At 68.8% G+C, this 22,160-nt stretch carries 21 protein-coding genes; 6 read left to right on the top strand and 15 right to left on the bottom strand.

Annotation, left to right across the window (positions count from 1 at the left end):
• Positions 1 to 43 precede the first annotated feature (43 nt).
• Positions 44 to 1,819, top strand: coding sequence for a tetratricopeptide repeat protein (locus LWW89_RS09320; RefSeq protein WP_293263707.1), 1,776 nt, complete (start codon positions 44 to 46; stop codon positions 1,817 to 1,819).
• A gap of 47 nt (positions 1,820 to 1,866) precedes the next feature.
• On the opposite strand, the gene LWW89_RS09315 is transcribed toward LWW89_RS09320, so the two are convergent.
• The 7 genes from LWW89_RS09315 to LWW89_RS09285 form a co-directional block, all read right to left on the bottom strand.
• Positions 1,867 to 3,153 (bottom strand): 6-phosphofructokinase, encoded by a 1,287-nt coding sequence (locus tag LWW89_RS09315; RefSeq protein ID WP_293263706.1) that lies wholly within the window; start codon positions 3,151 to 3,153, stop codon positions 1,867 to 1,869.
• A 33-nt stretch (positions 3,154 to 3,186) separates the two neighbouring features.
• Positions 3,187 to 3,840, bottom strand: a complete 654-nt coding sequence (adk, locus tag LWW89_RS09310) for an adenylate kinase (protein ID WP_293263705.1) — start codon at positions 3,838 to 3,840, stop codon at positions 3,187 to 3,189.
• A gap of 162 nt (positions 3,841 to 4,002) precedes the next feature.
• Complete coding sequence (gene kdsB, locus LWW89_RS09305) at positions 4,003 to 4,809, bottom strand: 3-deoxy-manno-octulosonate cytidylyltransferase (protein ID WP_293263704.1); 807 nt, start codon at positions 4,807 to 4,809, stop codon at positions 4,003 to 4,005.
• A gap of 109 nt (positions 4,810 to 4,918) precedes the next feature.
• Positions 4,919 to 5,095, bottom strand: coding sequence for a Trm112 family protein (locus LWW89_RS09300; RefSeq protein ID WP_293263703.1), 177 nt, complete (start codon positions 5,093 to 5,095; stop codon positions 4,919 to 4,921).
• Positions 5,025 to 6,185: a tetraacyldisaccharide 4'-kinase gene (gene lpxK, locus LWW89_RS09295; protein WP_293263702.1), complete on the bottom strand. Its 1,161-nt coding sequence runs from the start codon at positions 6,183 to 6,185 to the stop codon at positions 5,025 to 5,027. The genes LWW89_RS09300 and lpxK overlap by 71 nt, the downstream gene beginning before the upstream one ends.
• A 110-nt stretch (positions 6,186 to 6,295) precedes the next feature.
• Entirely contained in the window at positions 6,296 to 6,715 is a 420-nt protein-coding gene (locus LWW89_RS09290; protein WP_293263701.1) for a biopolymer transporter ExbD, read from the bottom strand.
• Between the two features lie 10 nt (positions 6,716 to 6,725).
• The gene (locus LWW89_RS09285; RefSeq protein ID WP_293263700.1) at positions 6,726 to 7,331 is read right to left on the bottom strand and encodes a MotA/TolQ/ExbB proton channel family protein; all 606 of its coding nucleotides are present in this window, start codon (positions 7,329 to 7,331) and stop codon (positions 6,726 to 6,728) included.
• A gap of 409 nt (positions 7,332 to 7,740) precedes the next feature.
• On the opposite strand from LWW89_RS09285, the gene xseA reads away from it, so the two are divergent.
• The 4 genes from xseA (at position 7,741) to LWW89_RS09265 (ending at position 11,524) form a co-directional block, all read left to right on the top strand.
• Entirely contained in the window at positions 7,741 to 9,156 is a 1,416-nt protein-coding gene (gene xseA / locus LWW89_RS09280; protein WP_293263699.1) for an exodeoxyribonuclease VII large subunit, read from the top strand.
• A 128-nt stretch (positions 9,157 to 9,284) separates the two neighbouring features.
• Positions 9,285 to 9,872, top strand: a complete 588-nt coding sequence (locus LWW89_RS09275; protein WP_293263698.1) for a Fe-Mn family superoxide dismutase — start codon at positions 9,285 to 9,287, stop codon at positions 9,870 to 9,872.
• Positions 9,873 to 10,614: 742 nt separating this feature from the next.
• Positions 10,615 to 11,223: a cytochrome c oxidase subunit 3 family protein gene (locus tag LWW89_RS09270; protein ID WP_293263697.1), complete on the top strand. Its 609-nt coding sequence runs from the start codon at positions 10,615 to 10,617 to the stop codon at positions 11,221 to 11,223.
• A 10-nt stretch (positions 11,224 to 11,233) separates the two neighbouring features.
• Positions 11,234 to 11,524, top strand: coding sequence for a cytochrome C oxidase subunit IV family protein (locus tag LWW89_RS09265; RefSeq protein WP_293263696.1), 291 nt, complete (start codon positions 11,234 to 11,236; stop codon positions 11,522 to 11,524).
• A gap of 36 nt (positions 11,525 to 11,560) precedes the next feature.
• Here LWW89_RS09265 and LWW89_RS09260 read toward each other — a convergent pair whose 3' ends face one another.
• From LWW89_RS09260 to LWW89_RS09240, 5 genes are all read right to left on the bottom strand, one after another.
• Entirely contained in the window at positions 11,561 to 12,334 is a 774-nt protein-coding gene (locus LWW89_RS09260; RefSeq protein ID WP_293263695.1) for a glycosyltransferase family 2 protein, read from the bottom strand.
• A 46-nt stretch (positions 12,335 to 12,380) separates the two neighbouring features.
• Positions 12,381 to 13,223: a lysophospholipid acyltransferase family protein gene (locus LWW89_RS09255; protein WP_293263694.1), complete on the bottom strand. Its 843-nt coding sequence runs from the start codon at positions 13,221 to 13,223 to the stop codon at positions 12,381 to 12,383.
• A 112-nt stretch (positions 13,224 to 13,335) separates the two neighbouring features.
• Positions 13,336 to 14,229 carry a MipA/OmpV family protein gene (locus tag LWW89_RS09250; RefSeq protein ID WP_293263693.1) on the bottom strand — a complete coding sequence of 298 codons (894 nt, stop codon included), beginning with the start codon at positions 14,227 to 14,229 and terminating at the stop codon, positions 13,336 to 13,338.
• 2 nt (positions 14,230 to 14,231) lie between these two features.
• A complete protein-coding gene (locus LWW89_RS09245) occupies positions 14,232 to 15,296 on the bottom strand; it encodes a hypothetical protein (RefSeq protein WP_293263692.1) in 1,065 nt (354 codons plus the stop codon).
• Positions 15,293 to 16,639 carry an NAD(P)/FAD-dependent oxidoreductase gene (locus LWW89_RS09240; protein WP_293263691.1) on the bottom strand — a complete coding sequence of 449 codons (1,347 nt, stop codon included), beginning with the start codon at positions 16,637 to 16,639 and terminating at the stop codon, positions 15,293 to 15,295. Before LWW89_RS09240 ends, LWW89_RS09245 begins: the two co-directional genes overlap by 4 nt.
• A 317-nt stretch (positions 16,640 to 16,956) precedes the next feature.
• Here LWW89_RS09240 and LWW89_RS09235 point away from each other — a divergent pair, with 317 nt between their 5' ends.
• Positions 16,957 to 18,585 carry a methyl-accepting chemotaxis protein gene (locus LWW89_RS09235; protein ID WP_293263690.1) on the top strand — a complete coding sequence of 543 codons (1,629 nt, stop codon included), beginning with the start codon at positions 16,957 to 16,959 and terminating at the stop codon, positions 18,583 to 18,585.
• A 147-nt stretch (positions 18,586 to 18,732) separates the two neighbouring features.
• Here LWW89_RS09235 and bamC read toward each other — a convergent pair whose 3' ends face one another.
• The 3 genes from bamC to LWW89_RS09220 all read right to left on the bottom strand — a co-directional run bounded on the left by bamC (position 18,733) and on the right by LWW89_RS09220 (position 21,909).
• Positions 18,733 to 19,857: an outer membrane protein assembly factor BamC gene (gene bamC / locus LWW89_RS09230; RefSeq protein ID WP_293263868.1), complete on the bottom strand. Its 1,125-nt coding sequence runs from the start codon at positions 19,855 to 19,857 to the stop codon at positions 18,733 to 18,735.
• 121 nt (positions 19,858 to 19,978) lie between these two features.
• Positions 19,979 to 20,857, bottom strand: coding sequence for a 4-hydroxy-tetrahydrodipicolinate synthase (dapA, locus tag LWW89_RS09225; protein WP_293263689.1), 879 nt, complete (start codon positions 20,855 to 20,857; stop codon positions 19,979 to 19,981).
• 125 nt (positions 20,858 to 20,982) lie between these two features.
• Positions 20,983 to 21,909, bottom strand: coding sequence for a histone deacetylase family protein (locus LWW89_RS09220; protein ID WP_293263688.1), 927 nt, complete (start codon positions 21,907 to 21,909; stop codon positions 20,983 to 20,985).
• Positions 21,910 to 22,160: the final 251 nt, after the last annotated feature.

The following is a 22,160-nucleotide window of genomic DNA, read 5'->3' as shown; positions in this document are numbered from 1 at the left end:
TCAAAGCCGCGGATCTGGACTCTCCGCGGCTTTTTTCCATCCCATGATTTCTCCTGCCCTGCGGGAACGCTTTGCCACTGCCGCCGCCCTGGAATCCCAGGGCAGGTTTGCGGAGGCCGAGACGTGCTGCCGCCAAATCGTCGCCGAGGCACCCCACTTCCATCCCGCCTGGCATGCCCTGGGCCTGCTCCTCTTCAGGGCCGGCAAGCTGCCGGAGGCCGTGAACTGCCTGGAGTCGGCCATTGCCGGCGATGGCCAGGTGGCTCTTTACCACAGCAACCTGGGCGAACTGTACCGGCGCCAGGGCCAGCCGGAACGGGCCGTGGCAGCCGGCCTGGAGGCCACGCGGCTGGCCCCCGGGCAGCGGGATGCCCACTACAACCTGGGCCTAGCCTACGGCGACGCCGGGGCGCACGAACAGGCCGCCGCCAGCTACCGCAGGGCACTGGAGATCGCCCCGGACCACGCCCTCTCCTGGAACAACCTGGGCGCCACCCTGGAACGCCTGAGAGACCAGGACGCCGCCCTGGCCGCCTATGAAAAAGCCGCGGCCCTCGATCCGCGCCATGCCATCGCCCGCAACAACCTCGGCGTCCTCTACCTGGAAAAGAAGCAGTCCGGCGCGGCACGCCAGGCCCTCGCCGCAGCCAACGGGGAATACCACCAGCAGGGCATCGAACACTACCGGGCCGGCCGTTTCGCGGCGGCCATGGAATGCTATGAGCGGGCCCTGGCGATCCAGGCGGAACAACCGGCCGTGCTCAACAGCAAGGGTTTCCTGCTCCAGGACCTGGGATTCCTGGACGAAGCCCAGGCATGCTTTGCCCAGGCCGTCGACCTGGACCCCGACATGGCCATGCCGCGCCTGAACCTGGGCATGCTGCAATTGAAGCGGGGGGACTGGGCGGCCGGCTGGGAAAACTACGAGGCCCGCTGGACGGGCTCGGCGGAGGCCGCGAACGGCACCCTGAACTGCCCGGACAGCCCCCTGCCCCAGTGGACGGGCCAGGGCGAAACCGCCGGCAAGCGGCTGCTGCTGATCTCCGAGCAGGGCTTTGGCGACGTGATGCAATTTTCCCGCTACCTGCCCCTGGCCACCGAACGCTTCGCCAAGGTGGGCTTCGCCTGCGCCCCGCCGCTCCAGCGCCTTCTGGAATGGTCCTTCGGCGACCGCGTCGCGTTCTTCACCCGCCTGCCGGCGGACAACGACGCCTGGGATTGGCAATACCCGCTGCTTTCGCTGCCCCGGGCCTTTGGCACCCGGCCGGATACGGTGCCGCGGACGGTGCCGTACCTCCGCGTTCTCCCACCGGCCCAGGATTACTGGCGCGAACGGCTGGAACGGGCGGCCCCCGGGCGCCCGCGCATCGGCATTGCCTGGGCCGGACGCAAGGCCCACCAGGCCGACGCCCGCCGCAGCCTGAAATTCGAGCGGTTGCGGCCCCTGCTGGAAAACCGGAACGTGACCTGGGTCAGCTTGCAGAAATGGGCCCCCGAAGACGAGCGTCCGGCCATTCCGGACGGGGTGGATTGGCTGGACTGGACAGACGAGCTGAACGACTTTGCCGACAGCGCCGCCCTGGCGGCCAACCTGGACCTGGTGATCACCATCGATTCCGCCGTGGTTCACCTGGCCGGCGCCCTCAACCGGCCCGTCTGGATGCTCAACCGCTTCGACGGCGAGTGGCGCTGGCTGCATCGCCGCGCCGATAGCCCCTGGTATCCCTCCCTGCGTATCTTCAACCAGTCGTCCTTCGGGGACTGGGATGGGGTGCTGGCGGACGTATCCCAGGCCCTGGCGGCCCGTTTCCCCGCCTGAGGGCCGGGGAAGCTCCGTTGGTCAGCGGCCAGCGGCGCAGGGCGCTGCTACAGGGCGAAGGGCGGCAGGCGCGGTGCCCGCACCGGGGGGCAATCCCAACGGTAGTCGGGCAGGCCGTCGTGGCTAAAGGGCGGATAGGCTTCGCCGGCGATCAGGGGCGCCAGGTAGCGGCGCCCGGCGGGGCTGGCGTGGAGGCCGTCGGCAGTGAGGAAATCGGCCGGCACCTTGCGCTCCCGGTCGGCCAGGCCCTCCAGGGCGGCCGGCACCAGGTCCCAGCGGTAGGGCTCGTCGGCCAGGCGGCGAATCGCCACCATCACCCCGGTAGTGCCCGACAGGCTCCATTCCAGGCCCGCCGCCCCCACGGCCCAGGCCTGCTCCAGATCGACCCGGGAGGCCAGATGGCGCGCCGAGCGTTGCAGGTAGTCGGCCACGGCGCAGTGGCACTTGACGCCGAGCCGGGCCTGGAGCCGGTCCGCCAGCCAGGGGCCGACACCGCCCAGTTGCTCGTGGCCGTAGGTGGTGGAGTCCCGCTCCACCGCCAGGGGCTTGCCGTCGGGGCCGGACAGCCCTTCGGCCACGGTGATGGCGCAGTAGCCGACCCGGGCGATGGTGGCTTCCACCGCCGCCGCCACCCGGGCCTCGTCGAAGGGCACCTCGGGCAGCAGGATCAGGTGGGGCGCCGCACCGGGGGCGTCCTGGGCCAGGGCGGTGGACAGGGCCATCCAGCCGGCGTGGCGGCCCATCACTTCGAGAATGAACACCTTGGTGGCCCGGGCGCCGCCGCTCATGGCCGCCAGGTCCAGGCTGGCTTCGCGCATCGAGGTGGCCAGGTACTTGGCCGCCGAGCCGAAGCCGGGGGAGACGTCGGTGTCGAGCAGGTCGTTGTCCACCGTCTTGGGCAGGCCGACGGCGGTGATGTCCAGGCCATAGCGCCGGCCCAGTTCGACGAACAGGCGGGCGGTCTCCATGGATCCGTTGCCCCCGTTGACCAGCACGTGGCCGATGTCGTGGGCGCGCAGCACCGCCGCCACCCGGTCCCACTGGTCGGGACGTTCGTCGTAGGGCGGCAGCAGCCGCCGGCTGGCGCCGAAAGCACCGCCCGGCAGCTGGCGTAAACGCAGCACGGCCTCGTCGGATAACGAGGCCGTGTCGATCAGCTCTTCCTTGAGCACCCCGGAGAAACCGTTGCGCGCCGCCAGCACGGTGCCGATCGGCGCCCCGGCCTTGGCCAGGCTGCGGGCGGCGTCGATGACGCCCCCTGCCGTGGCGTTGATGACCGCCGTCACGCCGCCGGACTGGAAGTACAGCGCGTTCCTGGAGCGTGCAGCGATCAACGGGCAGGTCCGGAGGAAAGGACGTGCTGAGGCTTACTTGAGGGCGGCGAAAGCGCGGGCGGTGATCTCGTCCACGCCACCCACGCCGGCGATCTTGCGCACCTTGGGAGCCTTGGCGTCGCCAGTGGCGGCCCACTCGGAGTAGTAGGCCACCAGGGGCTCGGTCTGGGCGTGGTAGACGTCGAGGCGCTTCTTGACGGTCTCTTCCTTGTCGTCGTCGCGCTGCACCAGGTCCTCGCCGGTCACGTCGTCCTTGCCTTCGACCTTGGGCGGGTTGTACTTGACGTGGTAGGTACGGCCCGAGGGCAGGTGGGCGCGGCGGCCGGCCATGCGCTCGATGATGTCGGCGTCGGGCACGTCGATTTCGAGAACGAAGTCGATGGCCACGCCGGCCTCCTTCATGGCCTCGGCCTGGGGAATGGTGCGGGGAAAGCCGTCGAACAGGTAGCCGTTCTTGCAGTCGTCCTGGGTCAGGCGCTCTTTCACCATGCCGATGATCACCTCATCGGGCACCAGACCGCCGGCGTCCATGAACTTCTTGGCTTCCAGGCCCAGGGCGGTGCCGGCCTTGACGTGGGCGCGCAGCATGTCGCCGGTGGAAATCTGGGGAATGCCGAACTTCTCGCGGATGAATTGGGCTTGAGTGCCTTTGCCGGCGCCCGGGGCGCCCAGAAGAATCAGTCGCATGGTGTGGTCCTCGGAAATGTGGATATCGACGAAACGGTTTCTTGAAAACGTCTGGAAACGTCGGTTTTGGGGCTGTTCAAAACGCGGCCCGGTGGTTCCGGGCATCTGTTTTTATGCGGGATCGCCGGCGGCGCGAACCTTACCCGCAATGGGCCGGGTTGGTCAAACCGCCCGGCCGCCAGGGGCCTTGGATTCAGCGCGTTCGGCCGATGTCACGAATGCGGCCCGCACCCGCTCGGCGTCTTCCGGCGTATCCACTCCGGCGGCGGGGGGATGGTCCACCGTGGCCACGGTGATGCGGTAGCCGTGCCACAGGGCGCGCAGTTGTTCCAGGGCCTCGAACTGCTCCAGGGGCGAGGCGGCCAGCCCGGCGTAGGCGTGCAGGAAGGACGCCCGGTAGGCGTACAGCCCGACGTGGCGCAGGGCCGGCAGCCCGGCTGGCAGCGCTTCGCGGCTGGCGGCGAAGGCGTCCCGGGCGTAGGGGATCGGCGCTCGGGAGAAGTACAGGGCGTCGCCGTCGGCCCGGCACACCACCTTGACCACGTTGGGGTTGAAGAAGTCCTCGGCGGCGACGATCGGGTGGGCCACCGTGGCGATGTCGGCGCCGCTCTCGGCCAGCCGCGCGGCGGTCAGCGCCACCAGGGCCGGATCGATCAGGGGCTCGTCGCCCTGGACGTTCACCACCAGGGTATCGCCGCCCCAGCCCTGCTGTTCGGCCACCTCGGCGAGACGGTCGGTGCCGCTCGGGTGGTCGGGTCGGGTCAGGGCCGCGGCGAAGCCGTGCTCGCGCACCGCGGCGGCCACGCCGTCATGGTCGGTAGCCACCAGCACGGACTGGGCGCCGGCACGGGCAGCGGCCTCGGCGACGCGCACCACCATGGGCTTGCCGGCCAGATCGAGGAGCGGCTTGCCCGGCAGGCGGGTGGAGGCGAAGCGGGCCGGAATGACGACGTGGAAGGGAACGGTCATGGCGAGGAAGGCGGAAGGTGTCCCGGCGACAGGCCTGGGAGCGGATGATCCGGCGCGGGGCGCGGCAGCCCGGCCGGGAAGGAATCCGGAAGCGCTGAACCCTGGCGGGTCAGGCCTCGTCGGCGCTCAGGGGGCGGGCTTCCTGTTCGAGCATCACCGGGATGTCGTCGCGGATCGGGTAGGCCAGCTTGCAGGGTTTGCAGACCAGCTCCTGCTTAGTCTTTTGGTATTCCAGGTTGCCCTTGCACACCGGGCAGACCAGGATGTCGAGCAGGCGAGCATCCATCGATTTTCTCCAGAACGTAAGCCGCCAGGTCCGGGGCGAGGCGGGCCGCCACGGGCAGCACCCAGGCCTCCTGCGCCCGGCCGGCCAGCGGCAGGGAGCGGCATTTTACCCCATCCTTCTCGGTCATCAGGACCACGGCATCCTCCAGCCCGGCGAAATCTTCCGGGCCGTAGGCGTGGTGGTCGGGAAAGGCCCGGTTTTCGCAGGACAGGCCGAGATCGCCCAAGGTGGCGAAGAAACGGGACGGGTCGCCGATGCCGGCGATGGCCACCGCCCGCCGGCCGCCGGCGGCCAGCCGGGCCGCCAGTTCGGCCGGGGCGATGCGGCGGCTGGGGTCGTCGAGGGCGACGAAGTCCTCCGGCGCCAGGGTCATGTCGAACACCGGCACCGCCCCCAGGTGGGCGTCGAGCCGGCCGGCCAGGGCGGTCCGGCCGCCATTGACCACCACCGCGCCCCCCCCGGCCAGCCGGCCCAGGCGGGGGAGCGGATCGCGCAGGGGGCCGGCGGGCAGGCGCCAGCCATTGCCGGGGCCGCGCCGGTCGAACACGGCGATTTCCAAGTCCCGGCCCAGGCGCAGGTGCTGCAAGCCGTCGTCGCACAGGATCAGGTCGGTATCCGGATGGGCGGCCAGCAGGGCGCGGGCGGCGGCGGCCCGATCCCGGCCGACCCACACCGGCACGCCGGTGGCGGCCAGCAGCAGGGGCTCGTCCCCCACCACCGCCGGATCGTCGCCCGGGGCCACCGGCCGGGGGGCGTCGCCCGCCGCACCGCCGCTGCCGCCGTAACCCCGGCTGACGATGCCCGGGCGCTTGCCCCGGGCCGCCAGTTCCCGGGCCAGGGCCTGGGTCAGGGGCGTTTTGCCGGCGCCGCCCACGGTGAGGTTGCCCACCACCACCACCGGCACCGGCAGCCGCTCGGTCCGCGCCCAGCCCCGGGCGTAGGCCAGGCGGCGCAGGCCGCTGACGGCGGCGAATAGGCCGGATAGGGGCACCAGGGGCCACAGGCCGGCGGCCAGGCGGGGACGGAACCAGGCCCGGGCCAGGGCCGCGGCCAGGCCGTCGCGGGGCGCCGGGGCGGAGGGAAGGGTCACGTGGGGAACGGTCGGGAAGAATCGGCGGCAGGCCTACAGGCAGTGTGCCGAAAGCTCGGCCGCCAGGCCCCGGAGCATGGAGCGGGACGGCGGCGGCCGCCCCGCATCCATCAGTGTCCGGTCTGCTGGGTGGCGAAGGAGATGTGAGGGTAGCCGGCCGCCTGGGCCGCCTGCATCACGTCCACCACCGACTGGTGGGTGGCCTTGGCGTCGGCGCTGATGACGATCAGCGGGTCGGGGCGGTCGCCGGCGGCCCGCTTCAGGCCCTCGGCGATGGTGCCGACCTCGCCGTTGGCCAGGGTCTGCTTGTCCACCACCACCTGGCCGGCGGCGGTGACCGCCACGTTGATCTCGTTGGGTTTTTCCTGCTTCTGCTCGGCATCGGCCTGGGGCAGGTTGATCTCCAGCCCGGAGAAGCGGGAATAGGTGGTGGTGAGCATGAGGAAGATGATGATGACAAGCAGCACGTCGATCATCGGGATCAGGTTGATCTCCGGCTCTTCCCGGCCGCGGCCGCGACGAAAGTCCATGGCCGGCTCCTTACGTGCGGTCGCCGTGGACCACTTCCACCAGCCGCACCGCCTGCTGCTCCATGTCGATCACCAGGGCATCGACCTTGGCGCGGAAGTGGCGCCAGAAGATCATGCTGGGAATGGCGATGATCAGGCCGAAGCCGGTGTTGTAGAGGGCGATGGAGATGCCGTGGGCGAGTTGCTGCGGGTTGCCGCCGGAGGGGCCTTGGGAGCCGAAGATTTCGATCATGCCGACGATGGTGCCAAACAGGCCCATCAGGGGGGAGATCGAGGCGATGGTGCCAAGGGTGGTCAGGTAGCGTTCCAGTTCGTGGGTGACGGCGCGGCCGGCTTCCTCGATGGATTCCTTCATCACTTCCCGGGAGGCGCGCACGTTGCGCAGGCCGGCGGCCAGTACCCGGCCCAGGGGGGAGCCGGCTTCGAGCCCGGCCACCAGTTGTTCGTTGACCCCGCCCTGTCGGTACTGCTGCACCACCTGCTGGAGCAGCCCGGCGGGCACGACCTTGGTGCTGCGCAGGGCCTGGAGCCGCTCGATGATGAGGGCCAGGGCGATGATCGAGGCGAGCAGCAGGAACCAGATGGGCCAGCCGGCGGCTTGAATGATGGCGAACACGGAACTCTCCGGGATTCAGGCGGGACCGCCGGCGGCGATCCCCAAAAAAGGCGCCGGGATGGGGCGCCGGGGTCGGGGCAACGCCGTGACGCACGTCACGGCGCGAAAGTCGGAACTTTATCCGGCGCCCCGTCCCCGGGCAAGGGCGCCATGCCGTACGGATTTATCCACAAAGTCTGTGGATAACTCTGTGAATAGGTTGTCGAGGAACGCCGCAAAGGGCCGTGGCAGCGAAATACGGCTTACCTTGCACATTTTTTACGCAAGAATATTTATCGTTAAAAATCAATACGTTGAATTTTATTCACGGTGACAAGCGGCATAGCGGGTGAGCAAGCACTCTCCCACCTTGACAGTTCGCCGGCCTGTGGATCAATCAGGCCGCGGCGGCCTCCGCTACAATGCCGGCATGGCTGAATTTCCACCCGAATTTTCATCGTTTCCAGGGGATTCCTCCCCCTCGTCCGCCCCGCCCCTGCGCGAAGAAAAGCCCTTGCCCATCTCGGCGCTCAACCGCCGGGTGCGCCAGATTCTGGAGGGCAACTTCCCCCTGTGCTGGGTCAGCGGCGAAATCTCCAACCTGACCCTGGCCGCCTCCGGCCACGCCTATTTCTCCTTGAAGGACGACCAGGCCCAGGCCCGCTGCGTGATGTTCCGCAGCCGGGTGCAGACCCTGGGCTTCCGCCCCGAGAACGGCCAGAAGGTCGAGGCCCGGGTGCTGGTGTCCCTCTACGAGCCCCGGGGCGACTTCCAACTCAACGTCGAAGCCCTGCGCCCCGCCGGCCTGGGCAATCTCTACGAGCAGTTCGTGCGGCTCAAGGCCCGGCTCGACGCCGAGGGGCTGTTCGCCGCAGAAAACCGCCTGCCGATCCCGGCCTACCCGCGCCGCATCGGCATCGTCACCAGCCCCCAGGCCGCCGCCCTGCGCGACGTGCTCACCACCCTGGCGCGGCGCGCACCGCACATTCCGGTGATTCTCTACCCCACCCCGGTCCAGGGCGACGAGGCACCGCCGCGCATCGTCGCCGCCCTGGAGGCCGCCTACGCCCGGGCCGAGGTGGACGTGCTGCTGGTGGTGCGCGGCGGCGGCAGCATCGAGGATCTGTGGGCCTTCAACGACGAGCGGGTGGTGCGCGCCGTGGCCGCCGCCCCCCTGCCGGTGGTGAGCGGCATCGGCCACGAGACCGATTTCACCCTCACCGACTTCGCCGCCGACCTGCGCGCCCCCACCCCCACCGGCGCCGCCGAACTGGCCAGCCCGGACCGGGAAGCCCTGCTCGACCGGCTCGACGAGCTGCACCGCCGCCTGGCGCGCCGCGCCGGCCGGCTGATCGACGACCACGGCCAGCGCCTCGACTACCTGGCGCGGCGCCTGATCCACCCGGCCCAGCGCATCGCCCGGCACCGGGAAACCCTGCAAGCCCTGGCCCAGCGTCTGGCCCAGGCCGGCCGCCGCCGGCTGGCCGAGCAGCACACCGCCCTCTCCCGCCTGGACGGCCGGCTGCGCGCCCGCCGCCCCAGCGTGGCGCCCCAGCAGGCCCGGCTGGCGGCCTTGGAGCAGCGCCTGCACGGCACGGCGCGCCAGCGCCTGGAAAGCACCCGGCAGCGCCTCGCCCATCTGGGCGCGGCGCTCGCCCATCTGTCGCCGGAAGGCGTCCTGGCCCGGGGCTACGCCCTGGCCTTCGACGCCGAGGGCCGTATCGTCCGCCAGGCGGCGGCGCTGCGCCCGGGGGACGGCCTGTCCCTGCGCCTGCACGAAGGATCGGCGGCGGTCCGGGTCGAATCCACCAGCCTGGTGCCGGCCGCCGCACCCAAGCGCGGCTGACCGCGAAGTTGTGCTCGCCACGCCCCCCGCATAGAATCCAAAGGTTCAGAGCGCCGCTTCCCGGCTGGTTCGCTGGTCTGCTGGCTTGGTATGGCGCTCCAACATCCCCCACTGCAACGGAGAACAATATGGAACATCAACTGCCCCCCCTGCCCTACGCCAAGAACGCCCTGGCGCCGCACATCTCCGAAGAAACCTTCGAGTACCACTACGGCAAGCACCACCAGGCCTACGTGACCAACCTGAACAACCTGATCAAGGGCACCGAGTACGAGAACCTGGGTCTGGAAGAAATCTTCAAGAAGGCCCCGGCCGGCGGCATCTACAACAACGCCGCCCAGGTGTGGAACCACACCTTCTTCTGGAACTCCATGAAGCCGAATGGCGGTGGCGCTCCCACCGGCGCCCTGGCTGACGCCATCAACAAGAAGTGGGGTTCCTTCGACGAGTTCAAGAAGGCCTTCACCGCCTCCGCCGTGGGCAACTTCGGCTCCGGCTGGACCTGGCTGGTGAAGAAGGACGACGGTTCCGTGGACATCGCCAACACCGGCGCCGCCGGCAACCCGCTCAAGACCGGCGAGGGCAAGCCCCTGCTGACCATCGACGTGTGGGAACACGCCTACTACATCGACTACCGCAACGCCCGTCCCAAGTTCGTGGAAACCTTCCTGGCTTCCCTGGCCAACTGGGACTTCGCCGCGCAGAACTTCGCCTGATCGACGTCTCCTGACGCCGCAGCGCCCACCGGCGCTGCCGACGGGGCGGGACCACATGTGCATCATGTGGCCCCGCCCCGTTTGTTTTGGCAGCGGCGCGAGCGGGGCGGAAAGGCGGAGCGCCATGTTCGCCAATCGGGCATCGCCCCCGCGAACACGGATTCGGCGCAAACGGCGGGGCAAGGCGCGGCGGCAGCGAGCGGGAATGCGCCACCCAATACTTGAATTTTTTTAATACGTCCCAACAGGCCGAATTCCAAACTCCAATACTGGCGCGGACCTTCATATTTCAGCAGGCTGGATATATTAATTTTATTAAAGTATTCCCCCCAGGTGGGAGGCCCGCCGCCACGGCGCCGGGGTGCGCCCGGAGAGCCGGAACGGCTGGCAGGCCGACAAGCGGGCAGGCCCGCCGCACCCAATCCCGCGCGGTGCGCCCCCCCCCGATTCCCACGCCCTCTGGCGCCCCTGTGGCACAGGGGATCGAAACCGACTGTGCTGCGGGAACCCATCCCCCTGGCGGCACGCCTCGCCTGCATTCAGTGCGCTTTTGGCAGGCTTTCGGCACCCCTTCTGCGCATTTCCGGCACGGGGCCATCACTCCGGGCCGAGTGCAGCAGACAAAGACCGGGGCAAACAAACTGTCATGCCGGTTTTTTGACTTTTCTGTACCTGCCCCGGCCAAGGCGGCGGCGCACAATGACGGCTGCTCCGCCGTGGAGCGGCTTGCCCGCGTGATGCCATGAACGCCACCCTGACCCTGCCCCATCCCCCCTCGCCCCCCGCCGACGCTTCCGTTGCCCGCATTCCCGGCAACAAAGGCATCTGGGTGGGCATCTTCTGCGAACTCACCGAGTTCGGCCTGATGTTCCTGGTCTATTTCATCGCCCGGGCCCACCATCCGGAGGCGTTCAGCGCCGGCGCGGCGCGCCTGTCCCTGGCGGCCGGCACGGCCAACACGGTGTTCATGTTGAGCAGCAGCTACGCCATCGCCCGGGCGCTGTCCGCCATCCGCCGCGACGAGCAGCGCGCCTGCCTGCGCTGGCTGGGGGCCGCTCTGGTGCTGGGGTTGGGCTATCCGGTGGTGAAGTTCTTCGAGGTGCAGTGGAACATCGCCCAGGGCATCGACGGCAGCGCCGGCATCTTCTTCACCACCTACTACTACCTGACCTTCAACCACCTGGTCCACGTCAGCTGGGGCATCCTCGGCCTGCTCTGGGTGATGGCCCGCACCCGCATGGGCGCCTATTCGGCGGCGGACTACCAGGGGCTGGAAGCCCTGGGCTGCTACTGGCACGCCACCGACCTGATCTGGTTGGCCATCTTCCCCCTCTTTTACGTGCTGCACTGAGGAGCGCGCCATGACCCCCGACAAGCGCCTGACCCGGACCTGGCTGGTCCTCCTCGCCCTCACCCTGGGCGGGGGCTTTCTCGGCGAGAGCCACTACGGCGGCATCGTCCTGGCGGTGGCCGCCGCCCTGCTGGTGGCAGTGAAGAGCCGCCTGGTGATCGTCCATTTCCTGGAACTGAACCAGGCCCACCCGCGCATCCGCCGGGTGGTGGGCACCTATTTCGCCGCCATGCCCGCCCTGATGGTGCTGACCGCCCTGGCCGGCCCCCAGATCGTGCGCTGGACGTCCCTGGGCGGCTGATCGCGGCCGTCCCCGGGCGCCCCCTTCACCAGTTGTTCAGCGGCCGCCCAGGCGCCGCGCCGCCAAGAGCGGCAGGCGCAGCACGAAGCCGATGAACAGCCGGGTGTGCATCCAGGTGAGCAGGGTGTTGTCGCGCAGGTAGTTGAAGTGGGAAACGCCCCCTTCCTCGGGGCGCAGGTACTTTACCGGGGCCGGCAGGTTCACCGGCGGCACGCCGCGCCAGGCCAGGCGCACCACGGCTTCCGGATCGAAGTCGAAACGGCGCATCCAGCGCTGGCCGCGCATCACCGCGCGCAGCGGGTCGATGGGATAGACGCGGAAGCCGTACAGCGAATCGCCGATGCCCATCCACAGGGTTTCCAGGTTGGCCCACCAGTTGGACACCTTGCGTCCCTTGACGCGCAGCGCCGGGGCGCTGGCGTCGAACACCGGCACCCCCAGCACCATGGCCCCCGGCGTTTCCCGGGAGCGGGCCATAAAGGCGGGGATCAGATCGGCGGGATGCTGGCCGTCCGAATCCATGGTCAAGGCGTGGGTGAAACCCGCCGCCGCGGCCAGGTCCAGACCGTGCAGCACCGCCGCCCCCTTGCCCCGGTTCTCCGGCAGCACCTCCACCCGCAGCCCCGGGTCCTCGGCGGCCATGGCCAGGAGCCCCTCGGCGGTGCCGTCCCGGCTGCCGTCCACCACCACCCACACCGGGTTCCACCAAGCCCGGGCGGCCCGCACCGTGGCATAGACCTGTTCCCCCGGGTTGTAGCTGGGGATGAGCACCAGGTGGGTGGTGGAGGGTGCGGCGGCGGATTCGGTCATGGGTACAGGCAAGAGGGAGGAAAGAATGTGGGGAATCAGAAATGAATCAAGACACGGCCCGGGAGCGGACCGGTACCGACTCCGCGTCGGCGCAGCGGCAGGACGCCCCGTCCGCCGGCCCATGGTCCGGCTGCGGCCGGGAGGGCGACGGGGACAGGGCCCCGGCGAAATAGGCTTCCAGCTCCCGGGTGAAGGCATGGGGGTCCTGGGGCGGGTCGAAGCGCTGTCCCAGGCGGATGCGGTAGGTGATGGGCAGCTCGGGCCGGCGCAGCACCGGCCAGCCCTTGCTCAGATAGGGCGAATCGGTCTCGATGAACACGGTCTGGATCGGCGCCTGGGCCCGGTGCGCCACCAGGGCCACGCTGCCCTTGAACGGCCCCACCGGGCCGCCGGTGGTACGGGTGCCCTCGGGGAACACCAGCAGGTGGTTGCCCTGGTGCAGATCGTCCACCGCCAGCAGGATCATGCCGAACAGGGAATCGTTGCGGATGTAGCGGGCGAGCCGCGCCCCGGCGCCGAGGAACAGGTTGTCCATCAACTCGGCCTTCATGATGCAGGCCACGTCGGGCAGGCGCGACACCACCATCACCGCGTCGAGCAGGCAGGGATGGTTGGGGGCGATGATCAGGGGGCCGGAATCGCGCAGGGTATCCAGGGCCTTCAGGTCGAAGCGGCAGGCCCCCAAGGCCGACAGGCCGGCCAGGTAGAGGCGGAAGCCGCCCATGATGCCGAGGCGGCCGACCCGCAGCCCGGCCCGGCGCGGCAGCAGGGGATAGAGGAGCACCGCCAGCAGGGACCAGCCCAGGCACAGCACGCCCAGGAGAACCCAGCCGAGGGCGACGGCCACGGCGGCATGGACGCGGCGCAGCGGCGGGGGCAAGCGGCGCACGAGTTCGTGCGGCAGGAAAAACGACATCAATGAACCACGCGGGAGAGATGGAAGAAGGTTACTGCTCGATCCACCCGCCGGCACGTCGGCACCGGCGGGCGGGTGGGGTCGATCAATAGTCCCACTCCACTTTCTTCGACGATTCGCCCAGCACCCAGGCGACCGCCAGCCCGGCGGCCAGGTACTGGTCGCGCCTGACCAGGGGGCTGTCCTCGAAGGCCGCGCCCTTGAGGGTGTCCCAGCGGACGAAGGCGCCCACCCAGGTGCTCTTGAAGCGCTTGGACAAGGACGACAGCACCTGAGTGCCCGCGTAACCGCCGCCCGCCTGGTAGGCCGGGCGGCCGGCGGCGGCGTACTGAGGCGCCACCGAATAGAAATAATCGTTGTAGCGGCGCGACTGGAACAGGGGGCCGGCCAGCAGCCCCAGGTTCCAACCGTTGAAGCCGGCCACGTCCTCCACGTCCAGGTTGAGGCGCGGCGAGAACACCCAGCCCAGGGACTTGGGGCTCGATTCGACGGTGAAGGCGGCGCGTACCGGCAGGCGCAGGTCGAGCTTGGTGCGGTGGTCGGTGGTGCGCCACAGGTTCACGTCCAGGGAGGGGCCGACTTCCACGGTGGGCTTGAGGTCGGTCATGCCCTGGCGGGCGTCGTTCTTGTCGCTGTTGACCGGCAGTGAGGCGGCGCCGCTGATGTTGAGCTCGACCCGGTCGGTGTCGAGCAGGGTGCCGCGCACGCCATTGCGGTCGGCCTTGAGGAATTCGCCGCGATAGACGAAGTACGGCATCGGCAGGGCGTAGGCGCGGCTCTGACTGGAGCCCCGGTAGTCGGGCATGACCAGGCCGCCGACGCCCATGCCGGCCTCCCACAGGGGCTTTTCGTCGGCTGCCGCAGGCTGGGCCAGCACTGCGCAGGCGGTGGCGAGGATGGCGGCGGTCAGGCCGGGGCGCAGCAGCGGGGAGCGTAACAGGATGGGAAACGTGGAATACGGTGCAACGGGAAACGGCACGTTCAGAACTCCAGGGAATGGCCGGTACTGGCTTCGATCTCGACCAAAAGATCGGCGCGACAGACGTCGGCTTGCAGGTAGAAGGCCCGGGCCGCCGGCAGCACCCGGCCGATTTCGGCCCGGACGGCCGGAAGATCGGCGGGATGGCGGATGTAAATCTTGAGTAGGCAGTCGGCCAGACGGTAGCCGGCGCCGGGCGCGACCCGGTTGGCCTCGGCGATCACCGCCTCCAGGTTGGCCAGGGTCTCCCGGGTCTGGGCGGCCACGTCCCCCATGTGCAGGGTCCGGTGGCCGACGATACTGGCGGTGCCGGAGATGAACAGCACGTCCTGCCCGCCATGGCGCACCACGGCGGCGCGGGAGAAGGTGGGGCTGCGCGGCCCGTACTCGCGGGGATAGTGGTAGGCGCTGGTCTGGCGCGGATTTTCCACCGGAATCGGCGCTTGCCGGCCGGCGAGGAAGAACACCACCAGGTGGCCGCCGATGGTGCCCAGGGCGCAGGCCGCCGGCACGTTCTGGACCACGGGCCGGCCGCTGGCGAGAAAGGCGTCCTGGCGGCCGATGTTGAACTGGCGGTAGCGCTCCAGGCCGAAGCTCTCGCCGTTGATGTCGTCCAGGTAATTCCACACCCGCAGCAGGTAGGGATAGCCCTCGGCGGCAAGCAGGGCGAAGACGGCCCTGTAGGCGGCCTCGGCGGCCTGTTGCAGGGGCGTGGCGCCATCCCGGGGGGAGAAGTCCGCCTCGTCCAGGGTGACGGCGCCGAACAGCAGGTTGGGCCCGGCCCGCCATGCCAGGGGTCCGGCACGACCGGCACGCAGCGGCGCGTCGCCGCGCCAGGCCTCGATCCAGGCCGGATGGCCGTCGAGCACCGGGGTGGAAACGAAGCTCCGGGGGGCCTCGCCGGGCAGGGCCAGCGGCGCGGCGGCAAAAACGGCGCTCCCGAGGAGGTCGTCCTGGAGCGCCAGCAGCGGCGCGGTGTTCCGGGCATCCCCCGCCGGCTCGCCCGTCCAGGGCTGACAGGCGACGATCAGGGGTGTTGCGCCCGGATGGTGCGGTACAGCGCTCATTGTCCTCCGACGCCGGATTCCGGCATTTCCACGTAGCGAATGTTCATGCGCCGCTTGCGCCAGGCCGCCAGGGAACGGGGCAGGTGGCGCAGCGACATGAGGTAGTAGATGGCCTTGAAGGCGAGCAGGGAGCGCCAGATCGGCGTGCGGCCGAAGATGTCGCCGGCCAGCACCGAGAGCAGGGCCTCTTCCATGCGCAGCTTGTTGCTCGGCGCCATGAACAGGTCGCGCATGGTGGGGTTGGTGACCCGGTAGATGAACCAGGAGAATTCCTTCGGCCCGTGCTTCATCACCCGGTCGAAGGCGGCCATGGCCTGGGCGGTCCGGGCCGGTTCGCGCAGGGCCGTGTCCACCGCCTCGGCGCCGGCGAAGGCGCCGTTCATGGCCAGCATGACCCCGGAGGAGAACACCGGGTCGATGAAGGCGTAGGCGTCGCCGATCAGCAGGTAGCCGGGGCCGTGGGTGCGGTCGGTGACGTAGGAGAAATTGCCGGTGGCCTCCACCCCGGCCATCAGCTCGGCGCCCTGGAGCCGCTCGGCCAGGGCCGGGCAGAGCTGGATGGTATCGAGGAAGAAGTCCGTGAGGGATTTCTGCCGGGTCTTCATGTAGTAGGGCCAGACCGTGGCGCCGACGCTGGTGGCGCCGTCGGACAGGGGGATGAACCAGAACCAGCCGTGCTCGAACCAGAAGATGGTGATGTGCCCCGCAGCCTGCCCCTCGTGGCGGCGGGCATTGCGGAAGTGGCCGTACATGGCCGAGCTGTTGTGCCTGGGGTTGCGCTGCTTGGCCTGGAAGCGGTTGGCCAGGAAGGTGTCGCGCCCCGAGGCGTCCACCACGAAGCGGGCGGCGAAGGTTTCTTCCCGGCCGTCGTCGTGGCGGGCCTGGACGGTGGCGCCGCTGCCGTCGGGCTGGAAGTCCACCGCCCGCACCTTGCAGCCCTCGATCACCGTGGCGCCCTTGGCGGCGGCGTTGTCGATCAGGACCTTGTCGAAATCGGAGCGGCGCACCTGGTAGGCGTGGGGCATGGACTTGTCCCAGGCCCGGGCGAAGAAGAAGGTCTGCCGCTGATCGTGCCAGGGCGAGACGAATTCGGCCCCCCATTTTTCCATGCCGATGGCGCGCACCTGGTCGGCCACGCCGAGGCGTTCGAACAGGGGCAGGTTGGCCGGCAGCAGGGATTCGCCGATGTGGAAGCGTGGATGACGGTCCTTGTCCAGCAAGGTCACCCGGTGGCCTTTTTCAGCCAGCAACGCCGCAGCGGTGGAGCCCGCCGGCCCGCCGCCGATGACGAGGACGTCGCACGAGGGTACGGCCGGATTTGCAGCGGTTGTTTCCCAATTCATGACATCCCTCCTGGCCGCGGCCGTTGGAGACGATCGGCAGGCATGGTGCAGCACGCTCTGGTATCGTTGCGCCCTGCCCATGATGTTGTTCTATCCGGCGCCCTGCGCCGGCCCCCCATCTGAGCGACGTATATGACAACCGCCCAGGCAAGCCGGCAAATTTTACTACATCACTCCCGCCCTACCGCCGGGCGGCGACGACTTGCCGGAACGGGGAGCCTGCACTAGCCTTTTCGCAGCACCACCGCGCCCGCCGCGACGGTAGCACCAAACCCGGCAGGCCAGGCCTGCCGACGAAAACAACGAGGGGACCCCAAATGCAGTGGTTCGACAACCTGAGTCTGCGCACCAAACTCTTTCTCAACTTCGCCATCTCGGGCGGCGTGCTGGTGCTGGCGATCCTGTTCTGCCTGTTGCAGATCCGCCAACTGGGCAACAGCACCAACGAGATCATCACCAACTGGCTCCCGTCCATCCAGGCCACCGGCAAGATCAGCCAGGAGCGCCTGCGCTACCGGGTGCGCAGCCTGGAATACATGCTCGGCACCTCGCCCGAGGAACGCGCCAAGATCGAAAGCTCCCTGAAAAAGCTTGACGGCGACCTCCAGACCATCGTCAAGGAATACCAGCCGCTGATCAGCGGTCCCGACGAGCAGAAGCTCGTCGAGCAGGTGCAGCAGGGCGTCGCCGATTACCGGAAGGTGGTGGAAGAAGGCATCGCCCTGATGAACGAAGGCAAGATGGAAGAAGCCCAGCAGCTTCGCCGTGGCGCCTGGGTGGACAAGGCCAACAAGCTGCGCGACGCCACTGACGCCCTCACCGCCTTCAACCGGGACGGCGCCAGCCATGCCTCTGACGATGGCAATGCCCACATCCATGAAGCCATGACCGGCGGCATCGTCGCCCTGGCCCTTGGCCTGGGCATCGCGATCGCGGCTTCCCTGCTGCTGTCCAACCGCATGTCCCGACAGCTGGAAGTGGCCGTCGAGACCGCCCGGCGCATCGCCGCCGGCGACCTGCAAGGCCCGGTGCCGGCCGCTGGCCAGGACGAGGTGGGCAAGCTGATCGCCGCCATGGCCGAAATGCAGCGCTCCCTGCGCACGACCCTGTCCCAGACCCGGGACAACGCCGACCGGATCTCCAGCGCCGCGCAGCAGCTCAACAGCGGCGCCGCGCAACTAGAGCAGAGTGCCAGCGCCCAGAGCGCCGCGGCATCGGCGATCGCCGCCAACATCGAGGAACTGACCGTTTCGATCAACCACGTCTCGGACAGCACCACCGATTCCAGCCGCCTGGCCGCCGACTCCGATACCCAGGCCCGCACCGGCCGGGACACCCTCCTGCGCATGGTGGATGAAATCACCCGTGTCTCGGAGGTGGTCAATACCGCCGCGACCCAGGTGGCGGCGCTGGAAGGCCAGTCGGCCCAGATTTCCCACATCGTCAGCGTGATCCGCGACATCGCCGACCAGACCAACCTGCTGGCCCTCAACGCCGCCATCGAAGCCGCCCGGGCCGGCGAGCATGGCCGCGGCTTCGCCGTGGTGGCCGACGAGGTGCGCAAGCTCTCGGAACGCACCGCCCAATCCACCAGCGAGATCACCCAGATGGTAAGCGCCATCCAGGAATCGACCCGCCAGGTGGTGGCAGGCATCCAGGCCGGCGTCACCTCGGTGGACACCAGCGTCACCCTGGCACGGGAAGCCGGCGACACGGTGTCCCAGCTCCAGGAGATGGCCCAGCGCGTCGCCCAATTGGTGGGGGACGTGGCTGAGGCCCTGCGCGAGCAGTCGTCGGCCTCCACCGACGTGGCCCGCCGGGTCGAGGAAATCGCCACCCACGCCGAGGAGAACAGCGCCACCACCGCCGAAACTGCCGGCGCCGCGCGCACCCTGGACGGCGTTGCCCGCAACATGCAGGAGGTGGTGGGGCGTTTCCGCCTCTGACCCGCCTGGCCGCTTCGGCGGGGTATCGGCAAAGCCGACACACTCCGCCGCGGCCCTTCCCCACTGCATCACTGCCCAACAAAAAGCCCCGCCGAAGCGGGGCTTTTTGTTGCCGGGAGGAATCCCGTCGGGAACGGCTCGGCGAACTCAGCGCAGCTGTTCGTAGAGCAGGCCCAGGATGCGCTTGGCGGTATCCGAGGTATCGGAGCCCCCTTCGCGAGTGAGCACCTGGACCTGGGTGGATTCGCCGCCGTCCCGCACCAGGATGCGGTACTGAACGTTGTTCTCCACCTTCGGCGAGCTCTTCCAGAACGCCAGCTTGGAGAGCAGGCCGGGGTCCTTGTTGGCGGCATCCGATTCCGGATCCACGTAACGGACGAAGAACAGGCCCTTGGAGCGGTCCCGGTCTTCCACGGTGAAGCCGACCCGGTCGAGGGCCAGGCCGACCCGGCGCCAGGCCCGGTCGAAGCGCTCGTCCACCACCACCTGAGCGGAACCGTCGCCGCCGTTGACCACCCGGGCCTTCTCCTGGGTCTTGGTGCTGGAAGCGGCGATCTGGGCCTCGGCACGCTTTTCCTCGACGCCGAAGCGCACCATCAGGCGGCGCAGCATCTCGGCTTCCAGGTCGGGGTCGGAGGCCCGGGGCTGCCAGCGGGTCTGGTCCTTCTGGGGCGTGATGTAGACCTCTTCCATGCCGCGGTGGCTGATGAAGATGTCGGTGGTGCCCGGCTGGGCGCCCGGCTCCAGGCGAGTGCGGAACTTGTCGCGCTCACCAGTGGAGTACAGGGAGTCGAGCAGCTTGCCCAGGGTGTTGCGCAGCCAGTCCTCGCCGATCTTGGCGCGGTTTTCCGCCCAATCGGTTTCCATCACGCCGGCGTCGGGCTGCTCCACCTTGACGATGAAGCCGGTCTCCTGCCAGAACTCCTTGACGGTGTCCCAGACCTTGTCCGGCGCCTGGTCCACCACCAGCCAGCGCTGGGTGCCGGACCGCTCGATGTGGGTCTTTTCCACCTGGGGCAGGACGGCAGTGTTCTGCACCTGGGTCTTGGCGGTGTCCCGCTCGGCGTTGTAGGCCGAGAAGGTGGCCGTGCCCTTGCCGCCCACGTCGGGGACGGCGTAGCGGTCGTCCTTGGTGGGCGCGGTCAGGTCGGGGGGAACTTCCAGGGTGGGAACCTGGGCCTTGCTGGCGGACTTGTAATCGATCTTCTTCGAGTCGGGCATGATGCCGCAGCCGGCAGTGGCGGCTACCGCCATCGCCACACCCGCAGCCATGGCCAGGCGGGCGGAATGAATGTCAGGGCGCTTCAAAATCGTCGGCTCTCGCTTCGTGGTTGGCGAAAAAGGGGAAGTGCAAAAAGGGCGAAGGCGGCGGCTTGCGCCGCCGCCCGGATCGTCAGGCCAGGACGCCAGCCTGGCGCATCGCCCCGCGCACCCGTTCGTGGTACTCGGGGGACAGGGCGGTGAGGGGCAGGCGGATGCCGCCGGGGATCAGCCCCAGCTGCTGCACGGCCCACTTCACCGGAATCGGGTTGGCTTCGCAGAACAGGTGCTTGTGCAGACCGAGCAGCTTGGCGTTGATCTCGCGGGCGGTCTTGACGTCGCCCGCCCGGGCGGCCACCACCATCTCGTGCATCAGGCGAGGGGCCACGTTGTTGGTCACCGAGATCACGCCATGGGCGCCGAGCAACAGCAGGGCGCAGCCGGAAGCGTCGTCGCCGCTGTAGACGGCGAAGCCCTCGGGGGCGCGCAGGATCAGGTCGGTGCCGCGCTCGATGTTGCCGGTGGCGTCCTTGATGCCGATGATGTTGTCGATGGCGGACAGGCGGATCGCGGTGTCGTTGCTCATGTCGGCCACGGTACGGCCGGGCACGTTGTAGAGGATCACTGGAATGTCCACCGCCTCGGCGATGGCGCGGAAGTGCTGGTACAGCCCTTCCTGGGTCGGCTTGTTGTAGTAGGGCACCACCGACAGCACCGCGTCGGCGCCCACGTCCTTGGCGAAGCGGGTCAGCTCAATGGCCTCGGCGGTGGAGTTGGCGCCGGTGCCGGCGATCACCGGCAGGCGGCCCGCGGCGTGCTCGACGGTGGTCTTGATCAGTTCGCAGTGCTCTTCCACGCCCACGGTGGGGGATTCGCCAGTGGTGCCGACGATGACGATGCCGTCGGTGCCTTCGGCAGCGTGGAAATCGATCAGGCGGCGCAGGGCGGCGAGATCGAGGCGGCCATCGTCCTGCATGGGAGTGACGATGGCAACGAGGGATCCGGTAATCATGGCGGAGTTTGCAGGAGAAAATCTAAAGCGTTCGATTCTACCCGAACGCCGGTTGCCGGGAAGTCCTCGAACGAGAACCCCGATTTGGGCGGCAGGACGGCGTGGCGCCCTACCGCCCCGGGCGGTCAGAGATCGGCCAGTACGCGCAGGTGGACGCCCACGCTGCGTGCCAGGGACGACAGCACGTAGCCGCCTTCGAGCATGGAGACGATGCGCCCCTTGCAGGCCTGGTCGGCAAAGCGCTTGATCTCCCGGGTGACGTAGGCATAGTCGGATTCCACCAGCTTCATGCTGCCCATGTCGTCCTCGTAGTGGGCGTCGAAACCGGCCGAGATGAAGATCATCTCGGGCTGGAACTCGCGCAGGCGCGGCATCCAGATGTCCGACACGACCATGCGGAATTCTTCCCCGGACGTCCCCGCCGGCAGGGGGACGTTGCACATGTTCTCGGCAGTGCAATCGGCGCCGCTGTAGGGGAAGAACGGGTGCTGGAACATGCTCACCATCAGCACCCGGGGATCGTCCTTGAAGATGTCCTCGGTGCCGTTGCCGTGGTGCACGTCGAAATCGACGACGGCCACCCGCGACAAGCCATGCACTTCCAGGGCATGGCGGGCGGCGATGGCCACGTTGTTGAGGAAGCAGAAGCCCAGGGCCGTCTCCCGCTCGGCATGGTGGCCGGGGGGGCGGATGGCACAGAAGGCGTTGGGCGCCTCGCCCTGCATCACCATGTCCACCGCCATGACGCCGGCCCCGGCGGAGCGCAGGGCCGCCTGCCAGGTGTGGGGGTTCATGGCCGTATCCGGGTCCAGGTGCACGATGCCGCTTTCCGGGGAACTGCGTTTGAGCTTTTCCAGGTAGCCCACCGGATGAACGCGGCGCAGTTGCTCCAGGGTGGCCAGGGGCGCGTCGTAGTGGGTGAAATAGGCGTCGATGCCCTGGGCGATCAGGTGGTCGGAAATGGCGGTCAGTCGGCTCGGGGATTCCGGATGGAACGACCCCATGTCGTGAAGAAAGCAATCCTTGTGACTGATGAAGGCGGTGGTGGTCACAACTTCTACCCTGCGTTGAAGTGGTCTGGAGCGAATCTATCGGCGCAAACGAGCCCGCACTGGCGGACTCGCGGCCGTCGACTCGACGATTCCTGCGCCGTGGCTCCGGTTGGGGGACGGGCCGGCTGCTGTTATGACTACCCGGCGCTCAAGGGCCGTTATCGTTGTGTCCCGGACCATCGCCGTGGCCGGGGTAGTGCCGTTCTCTTCTGGCATTATCATCCCATTTTACCGGGCGCCACAACTCGCCG

This window comes from Oryzomicrobium sp. (assembly GCF_021287045.1).
Lineage (GTDB): Bacteria > Pseudomonadota > Gammaproteobacteria > Burkholderiales > Rhodocyclaceae > Oryzomicrobium.
The sequence above is the reverse complement of the archived record's forward strand: the minus strand, read 5'-3'. Positions and strand labels throughout refer to the sequence as shown.